The 18,870-nt window shown below is 71.7% G+C and carries 19 protein-coding genes; 10 read left to right on the top strand and 9 right to left on the bottom strand.

Annotation, left to right across the window (positions count from 1 at the left end):
* Nucleotides 1–3: 3 nt before the first annotated feature.
* Together OHS57_RS06365 and OHS57_RS06360 are read left to right on the top strand one after the other, a co-directional pair.
* Nucleotides 4–654 (top strand): bifunctional 4-hydroxy-2-oxoglutarate aldolase/2-dehydro-3-deoxy-phosphogluconate aldolase, encoded by a 651-nt coding sequence (locus OHS57_RS06365; protein WP_328581323.1) that lies wholly within the window; start codon nucleotides 4–6, stop codon nucleotides 652–654.
* The gene (locus OHS57_RS06360) at nucleotides 651–1,625 is read left to right on the top strand and encodes a sugar kinase (RefSeq protein WP_328581322.1); all 975 of its coding nucleotides are present in this window, start codon (nucleotides 651–653) and stop codon (nucleotides 1,623–1,625) included. Before OHS57_RS06365 ends, OHS57_RS06360 begins: the two co-directional genes overlap by 4 nt.
* Here the strand turns inward: OHS57_RS06360 and OHS57_RS06355 are convergent.
* From OHS57_RS06355 to OHS57_RS06345, 3 genes are all read right to left on the bottom strand, one after another.
* Nucleotides 1,622–2,419 (bottom strand): family 1 encapsulin nanocompartment shell protein, encoded by a 798-nt coding sequence (locus OHS57_RS06355; RefSeq protein WP_328581321.1) that lies wholly within the window; start codon nucleotides 2,417–2,419, stop codon nucleotides 1,622–1,624. The two genes, OHS57_RS06360 and OHS57_RS06355, sit on opposite strands and share 4 nt — an antisense overlap.
* Nucleotides 2,416–3,441, bottom strand: a complete 1,026-nt coding sequence (locus OHS57_RS06350; RefSeq protein ID WP_328581320.1) for a Dyp-type peroxidase — start codon at nucleotides 3,439–3,441, stop codon at nucleotides 2,416–2,418. Before OHS57_RS06350 ends, OHS57_RS06355 begins: the two co-directional genes overlap by 4 nt.
* Before the next feature lie 106 nt (nucleotides 3,442–3,547).
* Nucleotides 3,548–4,351 (bottom strand): SDR family NAD(P)-dependent oxidoreductase, encoded by an 804-nt coding sequence (locus OHS57_RS06345; RefSeq protein WP_328581319.1) that lies wholly within the window; start codon nucleotides 4,349–4,351, stop codon nucleotides 3,548–3,550.
* A gap of 131 nt (nucleotides 4,352–4,482) precedes the next feature.
* On the opposite strand from OHS57_RS06345, the gene OHS57_RS06340 reads away from it, so the two are divergent.
* The 3 genes from OHS57_RS06340 (at nucleotide 4,483) to OHS57_RS06330 (ending at nucleotide 7,357) form a co-directional block, all read left to right on the top strand.
* Nucleotides 4,483–5,391, top strand: a complete 909-nt coding sequence (locus OHS57_RS06340) for a LysR family transcriptional regulator (RefSeq protein WP_328581318.1) — start codon at nucleotides 4,483–4,485, stop codon at nucleotides 5,389–5,391.
* 267 nt (nucleotides 5,392–5,658) lie between these two features.
* Nucleotides 5,659–6,339 (top strand): DUF1275 family protein, encoded by a 681-nt coding sequence (locus tag OHS57_RS06335; protein ID WP_328581317.1) that lies wholly within the window; start codon nucleotides 5,659–5,661, stop codon nucleotides 6,337–6,339.
* 238 nt (nucleotides 6,340–6,577) lie between these two features.
* The gene (locus OHS57_RS06330; RefSeq protein WP_041991905.1) at nucleotides 6,578–7,357 is read left to right on the top strand and encodes an SDR family oxidoreductase; all 780 of its coding nucleotides are present in this window, start codon (nucleotides 6,578–6,580) and stop codon (nucleotides 7,355–7,357) included.
* A 62-nt stretch (nucleotides 7,358–7,419) separates the two neighbouring features.
* Here OHS57_RS06330 and OHS57_RS06325 read toward each other — a convergent pair whose 3' ends face one another.
* The 3 genes from OHS57_RS06325 to OHS57_RS06315 all read right to left on the bottom strand — a co-directional run bounded on the left by OHS57_RS06325 (nucleotide 7,420) and on the right by OHS57_RS06315 (nucleotide 10,632).
* Nucleotides 7,420–7,791: a hypothetical protein gene (locus OHS57_RS06325; RefSeq protein WP_328581316.1), complete on the bottom strand. Its 372-nt coding sequence runs from the start codon at nucleotides 7,789–7,791 to the stop codon at nucleotides 7,420–7,422.
* Between the two features lie 84 nt (nucleotides 7,792–7,875).
* Nucleotides 7,876–8,811, bottom strand: a complete 936-nt coding sequence (locus tag OHS57_RS06320; protein ID WP_328581315.1) for an alpha/beta hydrolase family protein — start codon at nucleotides 8,809–8,811, stop codon at nucleotides 7,876–7,878.
* Between the two features lie 132 nt (nucleotides 8,812–8,943).
* Nucleotides 8,944–10,632, bottom strand: coding sequence for a nickel/cobalt transporter (locus OHS57_RS06315; RefSeq protein ID WP_328581314.1), 1,689 nt, complete (start codon nucleotides 10,630–10,632; stop codon nucleotides 8,944–8,946).
* 349 nt (nucleotides 10,633–10,981) lie between these two features.
* On the opposite strand from OHS57_RS06315, the gene OHS57_RS06310 reads away from it, so the two are divergent.
* The 5 genes from OHS57_RS06310 to OHS57_RS06290 all read left to right on the top strand — a co-directional run bounded on the left by OHS57_RS06310 (nucleotide 10,982) and on the right by OHS57_RS06290 (nucleotide 16,715).
* Nucleotides 10,982–12,643 carry a DUF4331 domain-containing protein gene (locus OHS57_RS06310; protein WP_328581313.1) on the top strand — a complete coding sequence of 554 codons (1,662 nt, stop codon included), beginning with the start codon at nucleotides 10,982–10,984 and terminating at the stop codon, nucleotides 12,641–12,643.
* Complete coding sequence (locus tag OHS57_RS06305) at nucleotides 12,640–13,332, top strand: class F sortase (RefSeq protein WP_328581312.1); 693 nt, start codon at nucleotides 12,640–12,642, stop codon at nucleotides 13,330–13,332. The genes OHS57_RS06310 and OHS57_RS06305 overlap by 4 nt, the downstream gene beginning before the upstream one ends.
* 35 nt (nucleotides 13,333–13,367) lie before the next feature.
* Complete coding sequence (locus OHS57_RS06300; protein ID WP_328581311.1) at nucleotides 13,368–14,729, top strand: tetratricopeptide repeat protein; 1,362 nt, start codon at nucleotides 13,368–13,370, stop codon at nucleotides 14,727–14,729.
* 293 nt (nucleotides 14,730–15,022) lie between these two features.
* A complete protein-coding gene (locus OHS57_RS06295; protein ID WP_041991916.1) occupies nucleotides 15,023–15,331 on the top strand; it encodes a chaplin family protein in 309 nt (102 codons plus the stop codon).
* Complete coding sequence (locus OHS57_RS06290) at nucleotides 15,324–16,715, top strand: hypothetical protein (protein WP_328581310.1); 1,392 nt, start codon at nucleotides 15,324–15,326, stop codon at nucleotides 16,713–16,715. The genes OHS57_RS06295 and OHS57_RS06290 overlap by 8 nt, the downstream gene beginning before the upstream one ends.
* On the opposite strand, the gene OHS57_RS06285 is transcribed toward OHS57_RS06290, so the two are convergent.
* The 3 genes from OHS57_RS06285 to OHS57_RS06275 are packed head-to-tail and all read right to left on the bottom strand — an operon-like array spanning nucleotide 16,612 to nucleotide 18,772.
* A complete protein-coding gene (locus tag OHS57_RS06285; RefSeq protein ID WP_078863740.1) occupies nucleotides 16,612–16,932 on the bottom strand; it encodes a hypothetical protein in 321 nt (106 codons plus the stop codon). The two genes, OHS57_RS06290 and OHS57_RS06285, sit on opposite strands and share 104 nt — an antisense overlap.
* Nucleotides 16,932–18,323 (bottom strand): hypothetical protein, encoded by a 1,392-nt coding sequence (locus OHS57_RS06280; protein WP_328581309.1) that lies wholly within the window; start codon nucleotides 18,321–18,323, stop codon nucleotides 16,932–16,934. Before OHS57_RS06280 ends, OHS57_RS06285 begins: the two co-directional genes overlap by 1 nt.
* Entirely contained in the window at nucleotides 18,320–18,772 is a 453-nt protein-coding gene (locus tag OHS57_RS06275; RefSeq protein ID WP_328581308.1) for a hypothetical protein, read from the bottom strand. Before OHS57_RS06275 ends, OHS57_RS06280 begins: the two co-directional genes overlap by 4 nt.
* Nucleotides 18,773–18,870 lie beyond the last annotated feature (98 nt).

Here is an 18,870-nt window from a genome sequence, read left to right as displayed (position 1 = left end):
CCCATGGATCTGCTCGGCGCGCTGCACGCGCACCGTCTGGTCGCCATCGTGCGCGGCGACGACCCGGACGCCGCGCTGAAGACCGTACTGACCCTCGTCGAGGAGGGCGTCGCCCTGGTCGAGGTCTCGCTGAGCGGCAGGGACGCGCTCACGGTGATCAACCGGGCCAGGGCCGCACTGGGGCCTGACGCACCCCTCGGCGCGGGTACGGTGCTGAGCGCCGACGACGCGCGCGCGGCGCACGGAGCGGGAGCCGATTTCGTCGTGACACCCGCCGTCGGCGACGGAGTCACGGCGGCCAGGGAACTCGGACTGCCGGTGCTCGCCGGGGTGATGACGCCCACGGACATCCTGTCGGCGCTGCGGCTCGGCGCCGAGGCGCTCAAGATATTCCCGGCGGCGCAGGCGGGCGGCCCCGCCTATCTGCGGGCGCTGCGCGGCCCGTTCCCCGGGCTGCCGTTCGTGCCGGTCGGGGGAGTGGACGCGACTGCAGCGGCCGAGTATCTGGCGGCCGGTGCGACGGCTGTGGGCGTCGGGTCCCCACTGATCGGTGACGCGGCGGACGGCGGAGACCTGGAGGCGCTGCGGGCGCGGACGAGGACGTTCCTCGATGTCGTACGCACCGGGGTACCGGCCGCCGAAGGCCCGGCATGAGCGGCCCTGTTGTCTGCGTCGGCGAGACGATGGCGGCTCTCGCACCGGACCCGGTCACCCCACTCGACACCGCCGACCTGCTGCGGATCGACATCGCGGGCGCCGAGTCGAACGTGGCGATGTATCTCGCCGACCACGGTGTGCCCGCCCGCTGGGTGTCCGCGCTGGGCGCCGATCCGTTCGGGCGCCGGATACGGGAGCGCGTCGCCGCTTCCGGCGTCGATGTCTCCGGCGTACGCACCGACCCGGAGCGCCCCACCGGGCTGCTGATCAAGGACCCGGGGCGGGACGCCACCCGCGTCCACTACTACCGGCGCGGTTCGGCGGCCGCCGCACTGGGGCCCGAACTCCTGCGGGACGGCGGCCTGTCCGACGCCGGACTCGTCCATGTCACGGGCATCACCCCGGCACTGTCCGCCAGTTGCCACGCGCTGGTGGAGGCGGTCCTCGCCCCCGACCGGCCGTACCGGGTCAGCTTCGACGTCAACCACCGCCCCGCACTGTGGTCCGGCACCCCGGCAGGGACGGCCGCCACAACGCTGCGGGCACTGGCCGGACGCGCCGACATCGTCTTCGTCGGGCTGGACGAGGCCCAGGCGCTGTGGGGCGCGGACCTGAAGGACCCGGAGGCGGTACGCGCGTTGCTGCCCGGGCCGGGGACCCTGGTCGTCAAGGACGGCTCCCGCTCCGCCACGGCCTTCGTCGGCCCGGAGTCGTACACGGTGCCCGCGCTCACCACGGACGTGGCCGAACCGGTCGGCGCGGGCGACGCGTTCGCGGCCGGCTTCCTGGCGGGCACGCGCCAGGGCGGCGGCCCGGTCGCCGCCCTGCGGCTCGGCCATCTCACAGCGGTGTCGGCGCTCCGGGTCACCGCCGACCACGGCCCGCTGCTGCCTGCGGCGCGCACGGCCCCACTCCTCGCGGCCACCGACGAGGAGTGGGCCACAGCGGTCCTCGCCCCCGGCCTTTAGGGCGTGAGCGCGACGACGGCCTCGCTGGTGTGCACCAGGAACGTCAGCGTCTCCTGGAAGTACAGCTGCACACTCGTCGCGTCATGGCTGAGATAACCGATGGACACGTCCTGCCCCAGGCGCAGTTCGAAGTCCCCGCCCCGGGCCGACAGCAGGAACGCGCCGTCGATGGCCGGGGCCCAGATGATGTCGCCGTCGAGGAGACGCGCGATGTGTTCGTGGATGGGATAGCCGTGGTCCGACGTCTCGTTCACCGCGGTGTACGCGTCGGCGCTCAGCGCCAGGGTGTACGGGCCCTCGACACCGGCCAGCCGCAGCGCGGTGATGGCACGGCTCACGGCGTTCGGGTACTCGCGCACATCGGCGGGGAGCGGCACCGCCGGGTTGGACGAGCCGGCGCGGATGCCCTCGATACCCGCCTCCGGATACCCCTCGAAGACGGCCCGGTCCTCGGCGAAGGCCAGCCGCCGCGCGGCGTCCTTCACCGGCTGCCAGTCGGCGTCCTGGGCGCCCCGCTCCACGTCGTCCACCTGCTGCCGGTCCACGGTGAACGGGACGCGCAGCTCCACGACGGGCTGCGAGTGGCGGGTGTGCGCCAGGACGCCCTCGGCGGGCGCGGCGACCGGGTCGAGATGCCCGGTGGCCACGGCGGCCAGCTCAGGCCCCCCGGGCTCGGGCACGTCCACGATCCGGCGGGCGGCCACATTGCGCTTGAAGGTGCGCTGCGCCTCGGCCTCCAGATCGGCCCAGGCGGCAGCGGAGACGGGGGCGAGATCGCGGTGCAGATTGTTCACCGGGCGGTGCTCCTGTTCAGGTCGCCGATCCCCAGGCTGCCGTCGGCGGGCGTGACCGCGGGCCGGGGTACGGAGGTGGTGGCCGAAGCCGAGTCGGGAAGGCCGTCGAGGAAGTCCACGGACGGGGCGAAGAAGAGGGTGCCGGTCACGGCGGTCGAGAAGTCCAGGATGCGGTCGTGGCTCGCGTTCGGCGCGCCGAGGAACATGTTGCGCAGCATCTGTTCCGTGACGTCCGGCGTGCGCGAATAGCCGATGAAGTACGTACCGAACTCGCCGCGACCCGGGCTGCCGAAGGGCATGTTGTCCCGCAGGATCTGCTGCTCGTCACCGTCGGGACCCACGATGGTCGTCAGCGCGACGTGCGAGGCGTCCTCGTCCAGCTCGACGTTGTTGAGCTTCTTACGGCCGATGATCTTCTCCTGCGCCTCGACGGGCAGGGTGTTCCAGGCATCCAGGTCGTGCAGGTACTTCTGCACGATCACATAGCTGCCGCCGGTGTGGGCGGGGTCCTCGTCGCCGACCAGGACCGCCGTACGGGCGGCGCCGCCGACCGGGTTCTCGGTGCCGTCGACGAAACCCATCAGGTCACGGGTGTCCAGGTACTTGAACCCCTGGACCTCGTCCCGCACGGTGACCGCGCCGCGCAGCCGGTCCATGATCTCGGTCGCCAGCGCGAAGCACAGGTCAGGCCGGGTGGCCCGGATGTGGAAGAGCAGGTCGCCCGGGGTGGCGACCGCGCGGTGCCGGGCCCCGACCAGCTCCTTGAAGGGATGCAGCCCCACCGGCCTGGGCAGCTCGAACAGCCGGTCCCACAGGCCGGCGCCGATCCCGGCGACACAGCTCAGCGCGCCGTCGGGCGCCCCGAACCCGAAGGCGCGTTCGAGGCCGGACAGATCGGCCAGCAGGTCCTGCACCGTCTCCTCGCCCCCGGCGTCGACCGTGACCACCAGGAAGATCGCACCGGTGGTCAGCGGGCTGAGCACCGATTGCGGCTCGGGCCCCGGAAAAGATTCGACCGTCAACCGGCTCTCCAGTCTCGTTCGTACCGGCGCCGAACGATCTCCGGCGCCGATTGGCCGTCCGTCGCACCAGCAGTGCGATCAAGCAGTGCGTAGTCAGCCTACGACGTCAGCCGAACGCCGCCACGGAGACCGGCTGCCAATCGCGCCAGGTCCGCAGCCGCTCCTCGTACAGCTCGGCCACAGCGGGAAAGGACTTGCCGAGGAAGACCCGCAGCGGTGGCTCAGGCGCGTCGACGATCCGCAGGATCGCCTCGCGTGTGGCGCGCGGGTCGCCGACCTCGAACTCCGGCGCCGTCGTCTCGCGGACCCCGGCGTAGTCGGGATGCGACGCGCTGCGGCGCGCTCCCCGGTCGAGCCAGTCGGTCGCGTAGGGGCCGGGCTCCACACTGGTGACGTGGATGCCGAACGGCGCCACCTCCTGCGCCAGCGACTCGGACAGTCCCTCCAGGGCCCACTTCGACGCGTGGTACGCGCCGATCCCGGGGTACGCCCGCACCCCGCCCTCGCTGGTCACTTGGAGGATGTGCCCACGGCGCTGCTCCCGCATGAGGGGAAGGGCGGCCTGGGTGACCCACACGGCGCCGAAGAAGTTCGTCTCCAGCTGCGCGCGCAGCTCGCTCTCGGTCACCTCCTCGACCATGCCGAAGTGGCCGTAGCCCGCGTTGTTGACGACGACGTCCAGCGAGCCGAAGTGGTCGTACGCCTTGCGCACCGCCGCACCCACCGCCGCGCGGTCGGTGACGTCCAGCTGGATCGGCAGCACCGCGTCCCCGTAGCGGTCGGCCAGTTCGGCGGGCCTGCTCAGGTCGCGGGCGGTCGCCGCCACCCGGTCACCGCGCTCCAGCGCGGCCCGTGCCCACTCGTTGCCGAATCCCCGTGATGTTCCGGTGATGAACCATGTCTTCGTCATAACTGGTGCCTCCTGTGTGAGCTGTCGCTCTCCGACACCTCCACACTGCGCCGCCCCGAGTCATTCCACCAGCGATGATCAAGCACAGGAGCTATGCGTGTTGCGCATGGCCGGCGACTAGGGTGGAGGTCATGAGCGAGTTCACGATCAACGGTCTCCGGGTCGTTTCCGCCGTGGTCGACACCGGATCGTTCACGGCGGCGGCCGACGCGCTCGGGTACACGCAGTCGGCCGTGTCCCGCCAGGTCGCCGCCATGGAGACCGCCGCCGGCGCCGCGCTGTTCGTACGGGGCGCCCGTGGGGTGAGCCCGTCGCCGGCCGGACGGCTCCTGGCCCGGCGGGCGGCGACGGTACTGCACGAGATCGACGGCGCCGACCGGGACATCGCGGGACTGCGGGACCATGTCACCGGGCGCGTGACCGTCGCCGCCTTCCCCGCCGCCGCGGCCGTGCTCGTACCCCGCGCGATGGCACGGCTCGGACGGGAGCACCCGGGGCTGGAGGTGGACCTCGCGGAGGGCTCCTCGCCCACACAGCTACGGCAGTTGCGGGCGCATCGGATCGAAGTCGCCGTGATCGGCGTCGGATCCGACCTGCCCGCCTACGATCTCGACGGCCTGCGGAGCGAGTTGCTGCTGGAGGGCGGTCTGCTCGTCGCCCTGCCCGCCGCCCACCGGTTCGCGGGCCGTGACAGCGTCGCCGTCGCCGAACTCGCCACGGAACCGTGGATCGTGGGAAAGGGCCTGCGTGACGATCCCCAGTTCGGCGCGTGGCCGACCCTGGAGCACCCCCGGATCGCCCACGCGGCCCGGGAGTGGCCCACCCGCCTCGGGCTTGTCGCCGCCGGGCTCGGCATCACCGTACTGCCCCGGCTGGCAGCGGCATCCGTACCGGCGGGCGTGCGCACCGTCGCGGTGGAGGACCCGTCATGGTTCGGCCGGTCCGCCGTAGCGGTCACCGCGGACCCGCCCACGGCCGAAGTGGCCGTGGTGGTCGGCGCGTTGCGCGAGGAGGCGGCGCTTCTCGACGGGCCGCAGTGACGCGGTGGGGCGGCGGCGAGGCGTGGCCGCTCCACGGGGGTCACTCGAACGCGTCAGGGGCGGTGAGGTCGATGGGGATAGTGGGCATATAGGACGAACCTATGACATGAAAGGTTCCCCATGCCCGCACTGTCGCCGGAGTCCCCCTTCACCCCGGCCGACCCGCTCGTCGTCGCTCGCAAGAACCCGACCGCCCCCGCGAAGACAGCCTGAGCCACGCCTGTGCCCTCCGTATCCGCGCCCTCCGGGAGAGGGCGCCTGGCCACCGTGTCGGCGCTGATGTCGTACGCGGCGGGCGCCGGCGACGCCTTCGCCTTCGCGCAGCTCGGCGGGGTGTTCACCGCGAACATGACCGGCAGCCTCGTGCTGGCCGGGCTCACCGCCCAGCCGGCGTACGGCGACCTCGTGACCGGAGCGGCCACCGCACTGGCCGCCTTCCTGCTCGCGGTGTACGCCGCGTCCCTGGCCACACCGGTACGGCCGGACGGTCAGCGGCGCGCGATCCGCCGGGTGCTGTGGAGCGTGGTGGGGCTCAACGCCGCCCTGCTCGCCGCGATCGCCGCCAGTTCGGGAAACGGCTCCGGCTCAGGACCCGGGCCTGGATCCGCGCTGCGGCTGGGGCTGCTCGCCGTGTCGGCGGCGGCCATGGGCGCCCAGACCGCAGCGGCCAAGCGGTACGAGCGCTCGTCCGGGGTGACCACGACGTTCGTCACCGGCACCCTGACCAGCCTGGCGCAAGACGCCGCCGACGGCAGCGGTAAGCACGCGCCCATCCGCGTCGTCGTGGTCGTCATGCTCGTCCTGGGCTCGCTGACGGCCTCCGGCGCCATGACCCTCGACCTGCGCCTCGGCCCCGCGGTGGCGGCCGTCGCGACCGCGGTGGCGGCCTTGGTCTTCCCCTCGGACCACGCCGTGGACGAAGCGCCGGACGGAGACCAGCGCGCATGACGACGATCCAGGCGCTGCCGTGTCGGCGCGGCGGCTCGGACTCTCCTGCACCGCGCGGTGCCGACGCCGCCCTGCTCACCGACCAGGTGACCAGCTGAGAATCCCTGGGCATGCGGTCGGTCCGATCGCGGTATAGCGTCGTTTTCCCAAGGGGAACACACGTCGTCCCGTGGTGTGCGGCGATCCTGTCGACCCGAACAGCTCTCGTGCTCGCTTCTCGGGTGAGGAGGAGACCGACATGACGTCCGTGCTCATCACCGGCGCCTCCAGAGGTATCGGCCGCGCCATCGCCGTCGAACTCGCCCGCCGGGGCCACCGGGTCGTCGCCACGGCCCGCAGGACCGACGACCTCGACGACCTCCCCGTCGACCAGCGGCTACGGCTCGACGTCACCGACCAGGGAAGTGTGGACGAGGCCGTCCGGGCGGCCGGTGAGATCGACGTACTGGTCAGCAACGCGGGCGCGACGGTCCGCGCGCCCTTGGAGAGCGTGCCGGTCTCCGAGGTCGAAGCCCTCTTCCAGCTCAACACCTTCGGTCCGCTGCGGGTGGTGCAGGGTCTGCTGCCCGCGATGCGTGAGCGCGGCGCGGGCCGGCTTGTCTTCGTCTCCAGCATCCAGGGCCGGCTGGTCGTGCCGATCATCGGCCCGTATGCCGCCAGCAAGTGGGCACTTGAGGCGTTCGCCGAGACACTGGCGGTCGAGGCGGGCCACTTCGGCGTCAAGGTGAGCATCCTCCAGCCGGGCACGGTCTCCTCGGGCGGAGCCGAGCGGGCCAAGTCCTTCTTCAAGGAGAACGACCCGTACACGCCCCTGTTCGCACAGTTCGGCCCGCTGCGTGGCACGTCCATCTTCGAGCCGGTCACCCCCGAGGACGTGGCCGTGGCGGTGGCGGACACGATCGAACACCCGGACCCGCCGCTCCGTGTCCCGGTCGGCGAGCCGGCGGAAACAGCCTTGCGGGCCCGCAAGACAGCACCGGAGGACGCCCCGTTCGTACCGGTCACCCTGGACTGGTAGCCGCACGGAGACCACCCCGGCGCGTCGCGGACCGCGCCGGGATGGTGGCTGTCTGCCGGGTGTCAGGACGCCGGGTACAGGCTGAGCTTTGCCTTGTGGCCGGAGATCGAATTCACATAGATGTCCAGGTTGTTGAGCCTGACCAGGCCGCCGGCGCCGGCGCTGCCGCCGAGGTGGGCGCCGCCGCCCGTGACGGCGGCCGACACCTTCACCACGTCGGGGCCGGTGTGTGTGACCTTCAGGTTCGCGAAGCCGAAGCGGTTGCTGTTGACCTTGATCGTCCTGGGCTTCGAGACCGTGATGTCACACCGGCCGTCGTAGCAGGGCCCCTGGCCGGCGCCGTACGCCGCCGTTGTCACACCGAGCCCCAGCGCGACCGCCATCGACACCGTCAGCGCAGCCGTCGCCGTGCGTGAGCGCATACCCGTACTCATCAGTTGGACCTCCTGGTTCGAGGGGATTCCCCGCACCGGATCCAACCCGTCCGCGCCGGGACCCCTCCCGGCGCGGAAGCCGACCTACTTGGACTCGATCCGTCCGAGCGCGTCGGGACCGCCGGTCAGCGCGGCGCGTGCGTCCTGCCAGGCGGTGTCTCCGGGGTACAGCTCGCTGCGGAGATACGCCGAGGTCAGCCGCGCGACCGCGGCCACCCGCCCGGGGTTCTCGTCGGTGGTCTCGGCGACGTCGTAACCGGAGACCCCGCCGAAGCCGTGTTCCGCTCCGAAGACGGTGAGCAGGGACTTGGGGCCGGGGGCGAGGAGGTACGGATCGGCATGCCAGTCCGGGCCGTTGACCGTCAGATGGGTGGAGGTGTCCTTGTCGCCGGCGACCACGAGCGTGGGCGTCGTCATCGCGGAAAAGTCCGTGGTCAGGAAGACGGGGTAGTTCGTAGCCGCGATCTCGCTGAGGGCGTCGCCACCCCTGCCGGGCGCGCCGAGCAGGACCCCCGCCTTGATCCGCGGCTCGGCCATGTTCACCTCCACGCCGTCGTCCGGGTCGGTGAGCCGGGCGCCGAGCAGCAGGCTCGCGGTGTGGCCGCCCATGGAGTGGCCCGCCACCGCGACCCTGTTCCGGTCCAGGCGCCCGACGAGCTGCGGTACGGCGGCCTCGACCGCGTCGAGCTGGTCGAGGACCGCCCGCATGTCCTCGGCGCGCGAGCGCCAGAACAGCGGCGCCCCGGGAGTGGCGGGATCCAGGCTCAGCGACCTGGAACTCAGATGGGTGGGCTGGATGACGACGAAGCCCTGCGCCGCCCAGAACTGGGCGAGGGGCGCGTAGCCGTTCAGCGAGGAGAGGTGGTTGGAGAAACCCTGGCCGTGCGAGAGCAGGATCACCGGCAGGTCGCTGCCGGTCACGGGCGCGGAGACGCGTATCTCCAGGTCCACGGCGCGGCCGGGAGCCGGCAGCACGACGGGTGCGACGGACAGGACGGGGGTGGCGGAAGGTTCACTCATGCTGGGGATCCATTCAGCGGTCAGCGACGCCTGGTTCGGACGGCGCTGAAATCGGAACGTCGTTCCGTTTAATTTACGGAACCGTGTTCCGTTTTGTCAAAGGCCACCGTCCGCCTCACGACACCGTCCGCCTCACAGCACCGGCGGCAGACTGCGGATCATCAGTCCGAGGCCCACGACAAGGACGAGCGCGGCCGTCAGCAGCGCGGTGCTGGGCGCGAGGCGCCGGAGGAACGCGAACAGCGGTCGGTCCGTGAGCGTGCCGAGCCTGTCTCCGAGGCGGACAAGGATCAGGCCGACGGCCGTCAAGGTGGCGGCCATGCCGAGGCCGTACGCGAGTACGAGCCCGGCTCCGAAGACGGTTCTGCCCAGGGCGATCGAGCCCAGCAGGACGACCAGGGCGGACGGGCTCGGTACGAGTCCGCCGGCGACGCCGAGGCCGATCAGCCCGCGCCTGGTGTACGGCCGGTCGGCGTCCGTGGCGGACGGCGAGTGGCTGTGGTGGTGGTGTCCGAACAGCCCGTGCCGGTGCGGCTTTTCATGCGGGTGATGGTGATTCCGATGGTGCCCGTCCGCAGGTCCGTGCCCGTGCCCGAGCCCGTGCTGAGGCCCGTGCCCATGCCCTGCGTCATGCGTGTGACCGTGCGCGATCTCCGCAGCCGTGTCGGCGGCGCCCGCCGCGCCCACCAGCGCCGGCTCCCGAGCGCCCGGCGGCACCGCGCCGATCGTGGCGGCGTCGAGACGCCTGCGGCGCGCCCCGCGCACCGCGTCGAGCAGCAGGGCCGCGCCGACCGCTGCCACCAGCGCGCCGCTCACCACGCCCAGCCAGTTCAGCACGGTGTCACCGGCGAGTGCGGAGAAGGTGGTGAGACAGAGGCCGACGACCAGCACCCCCGCGGTGTGGGTGGCGGTCACCGTCGCGCCTACGGTCAGCGCGTCCCGGGTGCTGCCCCGCTTGCCGGCGAGATAGGCGGCCATGACGGTCTTGCCGTGGCCGGGCAGCAGCGCGTGCCCCGCGCCCAGCACGACGGACAGCAGGACCGCGAGCACCCCGACCGGGACGGTGAGCGTCCGCGTGCCGGTGAGCGACGTCAGTCTCTGGGAGAGCGCTTCGACGCCTCCGGTGAGTCCGCCCACAGCCCCGGCCCGGGACGTCCCTTCCGTACCGCTCGAAGCGGCGGCGCCGGGGACGGCGGTGAACCGCGCCGTGGTGTCGCCCAGCGGAGTGGCGAGCAAGTCGCGCGGATAGTGCCGGAGTTCACCGGTCGATGACGACGCGGGCACCGTGGAGTCCCGCAGATGCGTACCCGCACCCTTCGCTGTGATCTCGTTCCAGCCGACCCGGGCCCTGTCGGCGCCCGTGTCGATCCGTAGCGTCTGCGGCCCGTCCGTCAGCTCCAGCGGAGCCCGGAGGCGGCAGTCGAGCCGGCTGGTGCGCAGTCCGCTCTGTCCCGACCGGTAGGCGAAAGTGGCGGAGCTGACCTTCCAGGTCAGGCGCCGGGGCGCGGTCACGGCGAGCTTCCCCGCCGTCTCGGCGCAGCGGGCGGTGGCCCATGCGGCGCGTTCGGCGGCGCTCGGCGTGCCGTCGCCGTCCGTGTCGACGCGCGGTGCGGCCTGGAGGGTGGGAATCTCCGCGGTGTCGGTGACCGCCAGGACGTCCACGCGGTCGGGACGCACGGTGAATCCGGTGTAGTGGTTCACCGAGAAGTTGCCGAGCGGGTGGGCCTGGGCCGCCTGGGCCGCCGGTGCGGCAGTCCCGAGCAGCCACAGCAGACCGCCCGCCACCACTGCGGCGCGCCGCCCGAGCTGGCGGTGGGTCATGGATGCCTCCAGGGCGCCGGGTCGGGTCTCGCACTGCTACCCGGTCGGCCGGCGCGCGCGTCGCGGCGGGCGGTGCGGTCACCCGAACGGCCGGGCAGGGTCGTCGGACCGGCCCAGGGGGCGACGGGCGGCGCTCGCCTCATTCGGCTCACGGGCATTGCGAGCGCCGTATGCGCATGGTGATTTGGTGGGAGCTTTAAGTCACATTGCTGGCCTTTTGCCACACGGCTCATGCCGATCGGGGCACTGCCGGAGGGTCTGTGTGGGGCTTCGAGCGTCCACCGATCTCAGCCGTACCCACCGCCCGGTCCCCGCGAGGTACGGCGCTCACACCGGAAATGGATGGCCCATGCAGTCCTCCCGCCTGTCACGCCGAAGAATTCCGGGACGCCCGGCAGAACGCGCGCTTGCCTCTGCCGGCGCCCTCGCTCTGCTGGCCGCCGCCGCTGTCACCGGCCTCGCGCCGGGCACCAGCGCCGCCTCCAGCCACCGCGAGGCGCCGCTGACGGGTGGTGACCCCAGGGCCGACAACACGGACGTCTACGCCTTCACCAGCCCCGACAAGCCGGACACGGTCACGCTGGTGGCGAACTGGATCCCGTTCGAGGAGCCCAACGGCGGCCCGAACTTCTACCCGTTCGCCGACGACGCGCACTACAACATCAAGATCGACGGGAACGGCGACGGCAAGCCCGACACCACGTACACCTGGTCGTTCACCAACCACGTCCGGGACGACGCCAACCAGTTCCTCTACAACACCGGCGTCGTGAAGTCCCTGGACGACGAGACGCTGAACTTCCGCCAGACGTACTCCCTGACGGCCACCGACGGCGGCGGCAACACCAAGACACTGCTCAAGGACGCCCCTGCGGCGCCGTCCAACGTCGGCAAGGCGTCGATGCCGGACTACGCGGCGCTGCGCGAGCAGGCCACCGTGTCCCTGCCGAACGGCGGCCAGACGTACGCGGGCCAGGCGTCCGACCCGTTCTTCCTGGATCTGCGGATCTTCGACCTCCTCTACGGGGGCAACCTCAAGGAGACCGGTCACAACACGCTCGCCGGGTACAACGTCAACACCATCGCCATCCAGGTGCCCAAGAAGGACCTGGCACTCAACGGCGACGCCAAGCGCAACCCCGTGGTCGGCGTGTGGTCCACCACCGACCGGCAGGGCGCCGTCGTCACCGGCAAGGGCAGCGAGAACGCGGAGCCGGCGGCTGACGGCAAGGGCGGTCCCGGTACGCCCGACAAGGGCGGCGAAGGCGGCTGGCACCAGGTCTCCCGCCTCGGCAACCCGCTGGTCAACGAGGTGGTCGTACCCCTCAAGTACAAGGACGCCTTCAACGCGCTGCCGCCGGAGAAGGACCACACGGTCACCCCGGTCGTGAACGCGGTCAAGGACCCGATCGTGCCCAAGCTCATCCAGAACATCTACAACGTTCCGGCGCCCGCCACCCCCCGTAACGACCTGGTCGAGATCTTCCTGACCGGGCTCTGCAAGGCGTGCGGTCCGGTCAAGGCGGACCTCAACTCGCAGCTGCTCAACGCGGACGCCGACAAGAAGGCGTTCCTCCCGGCGGAGGAACTGCGCCTCAACATGTCGGTGCCGGTCTCGGCCAACCCGAACCGGCTCGGTGTCATCGGCGGCGACCTGGGCGGCTTCCCCAACGGACGCCGGCTCAACGACGATGTCGTCGACATCGAACTGCAGGCACTCGAAGGCGCCGCGCAGACCGGCAAGATCGTGCCAGCGCTGGCCGCGGGTGACGCGGTCGACGCCCCGTACCGTCAGCCCGGTGACACGTTCCCGTACGTGGCGCTGCCCAACACCGCCGCGGTCAACCAGGCCGACTCCCTGCACCCGGACGGCGGCGTCGGCGCCGGTTTCGGCGGCAGCGCCTTCGGCGGGGACTTCCCCGTCGCCTCCGCGGCAGCCATCGGCGGCGGTGCGCTCCTGGCCTGCGCCGGAGTCCTGGCCCTGCGCCGGCGGCGCGCGGGACAGGCGTGAGCGGCCCCGCCACAGCCGGACGCCCGCCCTCCGCACCGGAGGGCGGGCGTCCGCCGCGCCGCCGAAGGGCAGCCGCGCTCGCGGCGCTCGCGGCCGGCGTCGTGCTGGCCGTCACCGGCACCGTCGCCCTCGTCACCGACCGGTCCCCGGCGCCCGAGCAGGTGGACAGAGGCGCACTTCCCCTGCCGCACGGCACGGACGGCCACACCGCCACGCAGCACCCGCGCGCGGCGCCGCCGATGCGCATACGAATATCCGCGATCGGCCTCGACCACGCGCTCATCGGTCTGCGGGTGCAACAGGACGGCCACCTCGGCGTACCGCAGCGTCCCGACCAGATCGGCTGGTGGAGCGACGGCCCGCGGCCCGGTGATCCGGGCGCCGCCGTCATCGTCGGGCACGTCGACTCGGCCACCGGCCCCGCCGCCTTCTACGGCCTGTCCTCGCTCCACCCGGGCGACACCATCAGCGTCGAACGCGGTGACCACACCAAGGCCGACTTCACCGTCCGGGCGCTGCGCCAGTACGAGAAGGACGCCTTCCCCGACGACCAGGTCTACGTCACGGCAGGTCCTCCCGTGCTGCGGCTGATCACCTGCGGCGGCAGCTACGACCGCGAGCGCGGCGGCTACCGGGACAACGTCGTCGTCTACGCGACGCTCAAGCCTCCGGCGTCGAAGCACTCCTAGTTCGCCCGTCCAACCACCCCTCACCGGAGCGGGAATTGACGCACTACCTCCGCCGGCGCGCAGCGCGCCGACGCACTCTGCCGGCCGCCGCCGTGACCGTGGCGCTCGGCGTGGGACTTTTCGTCGCCGGAGGCATCGGCCTCGCGCCACGCGACGCGGGGCGCCACGGCAGTGGCATCTCCCCGCGCACCGAGGCGGCCGGGCCCGCGACCGGGGCCGACCCGCTGTCCGCCGGCATCACCACGCTCCAGAACCACCTGCGCCACACCCCGACGGACGCCGTCGGCCTGGCGACCCTGGGGCTGGACTACGTCCAGCAGGCCAAGACCACGGCCGACCCGACGTACTACCCCAAGGCCGAAGCAGCGCTCAAGCGCTCACTGAAACTGGCGCCCGCTGACAACTTCACCGCGATGGGCGGCATGGGCGCCCTGGAAGCGGGCCGCCACCGCTTCAGCCAGGCACTCGACTGGGCCCGCCGCGCCGTCGCCGTCAACCCGTACAACTCCTCCCTGTACGGCACACTCGCCGACGCCTACACCCAGCTCGGCCGCTATTCCGAAGCGGCCGACGCCGTACAGAAGATGGTCGACCTCAAACCCGGGGCACCGTCCTTGTCGCGTGCTTCCTACGTCGCTGAGCTGCGCGGCGACACGAAGACCGCCCGTACCGACATGCGGCGCGCCCTCCAGGACGCGGCAGGCCCCGCCGACCAGGCTTTCGCCCGCTACTACCTCAGCGAACTCGCCTTCAACCAGGGCGACCCGGCCACCGCACTCGACGAAGCCGAGGCCGGACTGCGCGCCGCGCCTTCCTACACCCCGCTGCTCCAGGCGCGGGCCAGGGCCGAGGCCGCGCTCGGCAGGACCAAGGCGGCCGTCGCCGACCTCGGCCGCGCCGTGCAGCGTGTACCGCTGCCCGAATACGTGCTCCAGCTCGGCGAGTTGCACCAGTCGCTCGGCCATCCGCGGGAGGCCGCACAGCAGTTCCAGGTCTTCCGCGCCGAACAGAAGCTCCTCACCGACAACGGCGTCGCCCTCGACGCGGACGCCGCGCTCTTCGAAGCCGACCACGGAAACCCCGGCCGGGCCCTGACCATCGCCCGGCAGGGCCTCAAGAGCCGGCCGTTCCTCGACTCCCACGACGCCCTGGCCTGGGCGCTGCACGTCAACGGCCAGGACGACGAAGCCCTCGCCGAGTCCGACCGGGCGCTCACCCTCGGCACCCGCAACGCCCTGTTCCACTACCACCGCGCGATGATCCAGCGGGCCCTCGGCAACACCTCCGCCGCGCGGGACGGGCTGAAGCAGGCTCTCGCCGTCAATCCCCACTTCAGCCCGCTCCACGCGCCGAAGGCGCACGCGGCCCTCACCGCCCTGACGGCTACCCGAAGGTGAAGGAGTACGCCTGGTCGGTTTCCCGTCGACGAGGACCTTCACCGGACCTTCGCCCGCGAGGACCGGACAGGCGGCGACCTTGTCGTCGACCAGCGGGTCACCGAAGTAGCCGGCGATCCGCAGGGTGCCGAGACAGGTCTCAGGCGTGCGGTCCTCGGTCAGGTCCGTGTCGCTCTGCCCGGTCCTGACACCCGGCCGGGGGTGACCTGGGGTTTCGCGTGTCGTGAGCCGGGTTCCGTCGTTGGTGGAGGTGCGGCCCGGATCGGTCAGGGCCCGGACGAAGGAGGAACCTGATGGGTGTCGAGACGCGGGGTACGGGCGGCAGCGCGGGGCGCATGGGCGCGCGGGCCGCGATGCTGGGCGCGGTGGCCGGGGTGGCGCTGCTCCCGGCCGGCGCCGCCCAGGCGAACGTCGTCGGGGTCGGCAACGCGGCGTTCGGCAACACCTGCGCCAGTCATGACGATGCGCGGGCCGAGGGCGCGACGGTGACCGGCAGCGGACTCGCGAACGGCAACCAGACCGGCTTGCCGCTGAGCCTGCCGCGTAACCACTGCGGCAACAGCGGCATCATCTGCACCGCCGTGTTCATGTCCAGTGTGTGAGCAGGACGGCGAGCAGCGGATGACCGGCGGGACGGCGCTGAGTGGTGGGACGGCGGCGGACGCGCCGGTGGCGGAGCGGGCGGTGGAGGCGCTGCTCTCCCTGAGCGGGCGGACGCTGCCTCTGCTGCGTGAGTGGGTGGGCTCGGACCCGGACTGCGGTGTGGCGCGGGCGCTGCTCGCCCTGGCAGCGGGCGGGCACTGGGACGAGACGGTGCTCAAGGAGCAACTGGTGATCGCGCACCGGGACGCGCGGGCCGCGGGGGAGCGGGAAGCGAGCCTGGTCCACGGGGTGTTCCTCCATACCCACCGGCAGTACCGGCTGACGGCCGACCACTTGGCGGGGCACTTCGACCGCTGGCCCGCCGACGAGCAGGCCGGGATCATGCTGGGTGCCTTCTCCGCCTGCGAGGACGCCGACTACCGCGCGCGGGGCACCCTGCTGATGGAGCATCAGGCCGCGCACGCCGGTTCGGACAGCTGGCCCTGGGTGAGCTGGCTGGCCTCGACCCGGGCCGAGCAGGGCCGGGTACGCGAGGCCCACGCGCTGGCGGAGCAGGCCCTGGTCCGCCATCCCCGCTCGGGCGTGGCCGCGCACGCCCTGGCGCACGCGGAGCACGAGTTGGGCACAGGCCCCGCCGGCAGCGGCTTCCTCGACGACTGGCTCGCCACCGACCCCCACGCGCTCCAGGCGCGGCACTTGAACTGGCACGCCGCCCTGCAGTCCATCGCCTGCGGCGACTTCGCCGACGCGCGCCGACGGGCCGACACGGCCCTGGCACGTACGGACGTCGGCATGCGGGCCGCGACGAACTGGCGCCTGCTGCTGGCCGGTCAGTCACCGGCGGGCCGCAGCGACCCGGACCACATCCGGGAACTGCTCGCCGCGCCGGGCGGTACGGCGGAGGTCTTCCACACCTTCAACCTCGCCCTGGCGCTCGCTGTGGAGGGCGCGACCGACGACCTGCACCAGCTCTCCCGCCGGGCGTCGGCCGACGAACGCGCCGACTACCGCGAGGTCCTGGCGCCCGTGGTCGAGGCGCTGGCGGAGGTCACGGCGGGGCGCCCCCGCGCTGCGGCGGACCTGTTGAGCGGCCTGGGTGAGAAGGCCGAGCGGATCGGGGGAGTACGGGTGGAGCGCGAGATCATCCAGGACACCCTCGCCCGTGCACTCATGGACGCGGGCGAACCCGCCCGCGCGGCGGAGCTGCTGCACCACCGCACCGGCACCCGCCGTCACCACACCTACGAAACCCTGCTCCTCACTCCCCAACGGCTCCCCGTCACCCCGTCGTCGCCCATCGGACCGCCGCCACGACACCCAGCACCACCGGCGGCGCCAGCCACCAGCGACCCATCGTGCGCCGCACCGAGGGCGCGAGTGTGATCAGCAGGGCCAGACCGCTTGCCACGAGGGTGAGCAGGCACGACAGCACGATCCCGGCGCGTGCGTCGTCGTCCCAACTGCCCCCCGGTTCAATGGTCAGCGCCGTGTAGCAGAACCAGGCCGCCACGAGGTGGAGGAGCACGAGCGGAACGGCCAGCACCCACCGCAGGCAGCCCTGGTCCTCGGTCGTCCGGGTGGCTTCGGTGCGGTCAAGCATCAGCGCAGTGCTTCCCTTGCGTGGTCGAGGTCGCGGTCGAAGTTGTGGCCGTACGTCTGGGCCTTGCCCGACTCCCAGTACGGTCCGCCGTTGTACCGGGCGGCGAGTTCCTGGTACTGGGCGGACGTCATCTCCTGCGGCGGTACGTCGGCGAACTCGCTCTCCGCCTTGAGCTGGGCCAGATACCCGGAGGCGATGAAGATGTTCTGGCCCGGGTCCTGGAGGGACTCCTCCACGACCGACCGCTGGAGGTCGGTGAGATTGTCCGGATCGTAGCCGAGCACCTCGGCGCCCCGCCGTACCTGGATCGCGATCGGGCCGAAGGACGTCTCGTCCGGGGTCCCGCCGAGACGCCACGGCAGATTCTCCGGCGAGACGGGGCTCAACCCCCAAGGCGCGTCGGCCTGTTCGCGGATGGTGTCGGTGATGTCGTCCAGGAATCCCGGCTGGCCCGCGATCTCCTGCCACGCGATGCCCGCGACCATGTCCGCCGGCAGTCCGGAGTTCGTTGCCGCGGCCTGGATGATCTCCTTGTTCGCTGCGATCCAGGCCGCCTTCTCCTTGTCCGTGGACGGGGGGTTCCAGTAGGCGTCCTTCGCGTCCGGCAGATGGGCCAGCCGGGTCCGGATGTCGCTCAGCGTCGGTGAGACGGGACTGGACCCGGTTGCTGCGACGTAGTCGTGCTTGGGGCCGCTGCCGGGCAGATGCGTGAGGGGGTTGTCGCTCGCCTCCTGGGCCTCCCTGCGCATCGCTGCGATGGCCGAGACGATGTCCACCCGGTCGATGAAACCCATCCGGAACTCGGGCAGCAGATCGTAGGCCTGCTTCATTCCGTGGACGCAGATGTCGCGGGCTTCCTTCTCCGTGGTCTTCGCGAGATGGAAGCAGCCGCCCGCTGCGTCATGCAACTGGTTCGCCGCGTCCTTGATGTCGTCGACGTCCATGGTGAGTTCGGCGAAGAAGTCGAGGACACCCGTCGTCGCCCGCATGTCCTCCCACTGCCGCATGGGCTCCGCGTCCTGCGCCTTACGGGTGACCGCCGTGCCTTTGGTACCGATGAGATCGGCCAGGGCCTGTTCGTTCTCCTTTCCCGCCGAGTAGTAGCCCTTCGCGCTCTCCAGCGCCCAGGCGTACGCGCGCAGGGTGCTGCTCGCCTGGCCGTACCCCTCCGCCATGCTCGTCAGCAGTTTGCGCGCCTCCGCGACGCGCGCTTCGTAATGCTGACTGCCCTCACTTTTCCAGTGCGTTCGCTTCTCCGCCCGCTCGGCGGGCTCGTCGACTTCCGCCAGCATGTCGCGTAACCGCTGGAACTCGTCGGCATTCCGCTCCACGAGCGCCGGATTGCAGCCTTCCAGGAATTCGACGTCCTTGCGGTGGCTCAGCCCGCTCACTTCGCCTCCGGTGCCACGTACTGACCGTCGCTCAGGACCAGTCCGAGGAATCGCCCGACGTTGTCGTCGTCCACGGTCACGAAATCCGTCCCGGTGGTCTTCAGGCGGGTGGCGAGAGCGGCGAAGAGCGCCACCGTGTCCTGGAACTGGTCGTCGGCGAACCTGCCGAAGCGCTCCACCTGGGCCGCGACGTCATGATGCACCCTCGGCTCCCTGGCCAGGGTGCACAGGTCGCCGTCCGGCCTGCCTTCGTAGAGAAAGCCGGCGATTTCGATGAGCAGATTCGCATTCCCGTTGATGGAATCCGTGTTGTAATCCAGGGTTCCACCGGAAGGAGTTCCTCCGGGACCGGAACTCGGAGTAGGCTCCAGGTGATTGAGCCGCATGGCGTCCGAGCGCCGGTCAAGCGCATCGGCCTTGGACGCGGCCCATTCTTCTTCGAACGACACAAATCCCCCCGTCGTCGCCCCGGGATCCGCCGTCCCGGAGGGCCATGAATTTTATCAGCAGGCAACCGGGCCGCGCCAAGCCATTTCAAGCCGCGGCG

It is taken from the genome of Streptomyces sp. NBC_00370, assembly GCF_036084755.1.
Lineage (GTDB): Bacteria > Actinomycetota > Actinomycetes > Streptomycetales > Streptomycetaceae > Streptomyces.
Note: the sequence above shows the minus strand (reverse complement) of the source record. Positions and strands in the feature narration are given on the sequence as shown.

What these genes read in the sequence shown, in the direction of transcription:
- OHS57_RS06365 (WP_328581323.1), top strand. Translation starts at nt 4, where the DNA reads ATGGATCTGCTCGGCGCGCTGCACGCGCACCGTCTGGTCGCCATCGTG.
- OHS57_RS06360 (WP_328581322.1), top strand. Translation starts at nt 651, where the DNA reads ATGAGCGGCCCTGTTGTCTGCGTCGGCGAGACGATGGCGGCTCTCGCA.
- OHS57_RS06345 (WP_328581319.1), bottom strand. Translation starts at nt 4,351, where the DNA reads ATGACGAAGACATGGTTCATCACCGGAACATCACGGGGATTCGGCAAC.
- OHS57_RS06340 (WP_328581318.1), top strand. Translation starts at nt 4,483, where the DNA reads ATGAGCGAGTTCACGATCAACGGTCTCCGGGTCGTTTCCGCCGTGGTC.
- OHS57_RS06330 (WP_041991905.1), top strand. Translation starts at nt 6,578, where the DNA reads ATGACGTCCGTGCTCATCACCGGCGCCTCCAGAGGTATCGGCCGCGCC.
- OHS57_RS06325 (WP_328581316.1), bottom strand. Translation starts at nt 7,791, where the DNA reads ATGAGTACGGGTATGCGCTCACGCACGGCGACGGCTGCGCTGACGGTG.
- OHS57_RS06320 (WP_328581315.1), bottom strand. Translation starts at nt 8,811, where the DNA reads ATGAGTGAACCTTCCGCCACCCCCGTCCTGTCCGTCGCACCCGTCGTG.
- OHS57_RS06315 (WP_328581314.1), bottom strand. Translation starts at nt 10,632, where the DNA reads ATGACCCACCGCCAGCTCGGGCGGCGCGCCGCAGTGGTGGCGGGCGGT.
- OHS57_RS06310 (WP_328581313.1), top strand. Translation starts at nt 10,982, where the DNA reads ATGCAGTCCTCCCGCCTGTCACGCCGAAGAATTCCGGGACGCCCGGCA.
- OHS57_RS06295 (WP_041991916.1), top strand. Translation starts at nt 15,023, where the DNA reads ATGGGTGTCGAGACGCGGGGTACGGGCGGCAGCGCGGGGCGCATGGGC.
- OHS57_RS06285 (WP_078863740.1), bottom strand. Translation starts at nt 16,932, where the DNA reads ATGCTTGACCGCACCGAAGCCACCCGGACGACCGAGGACCAGGGCTGC.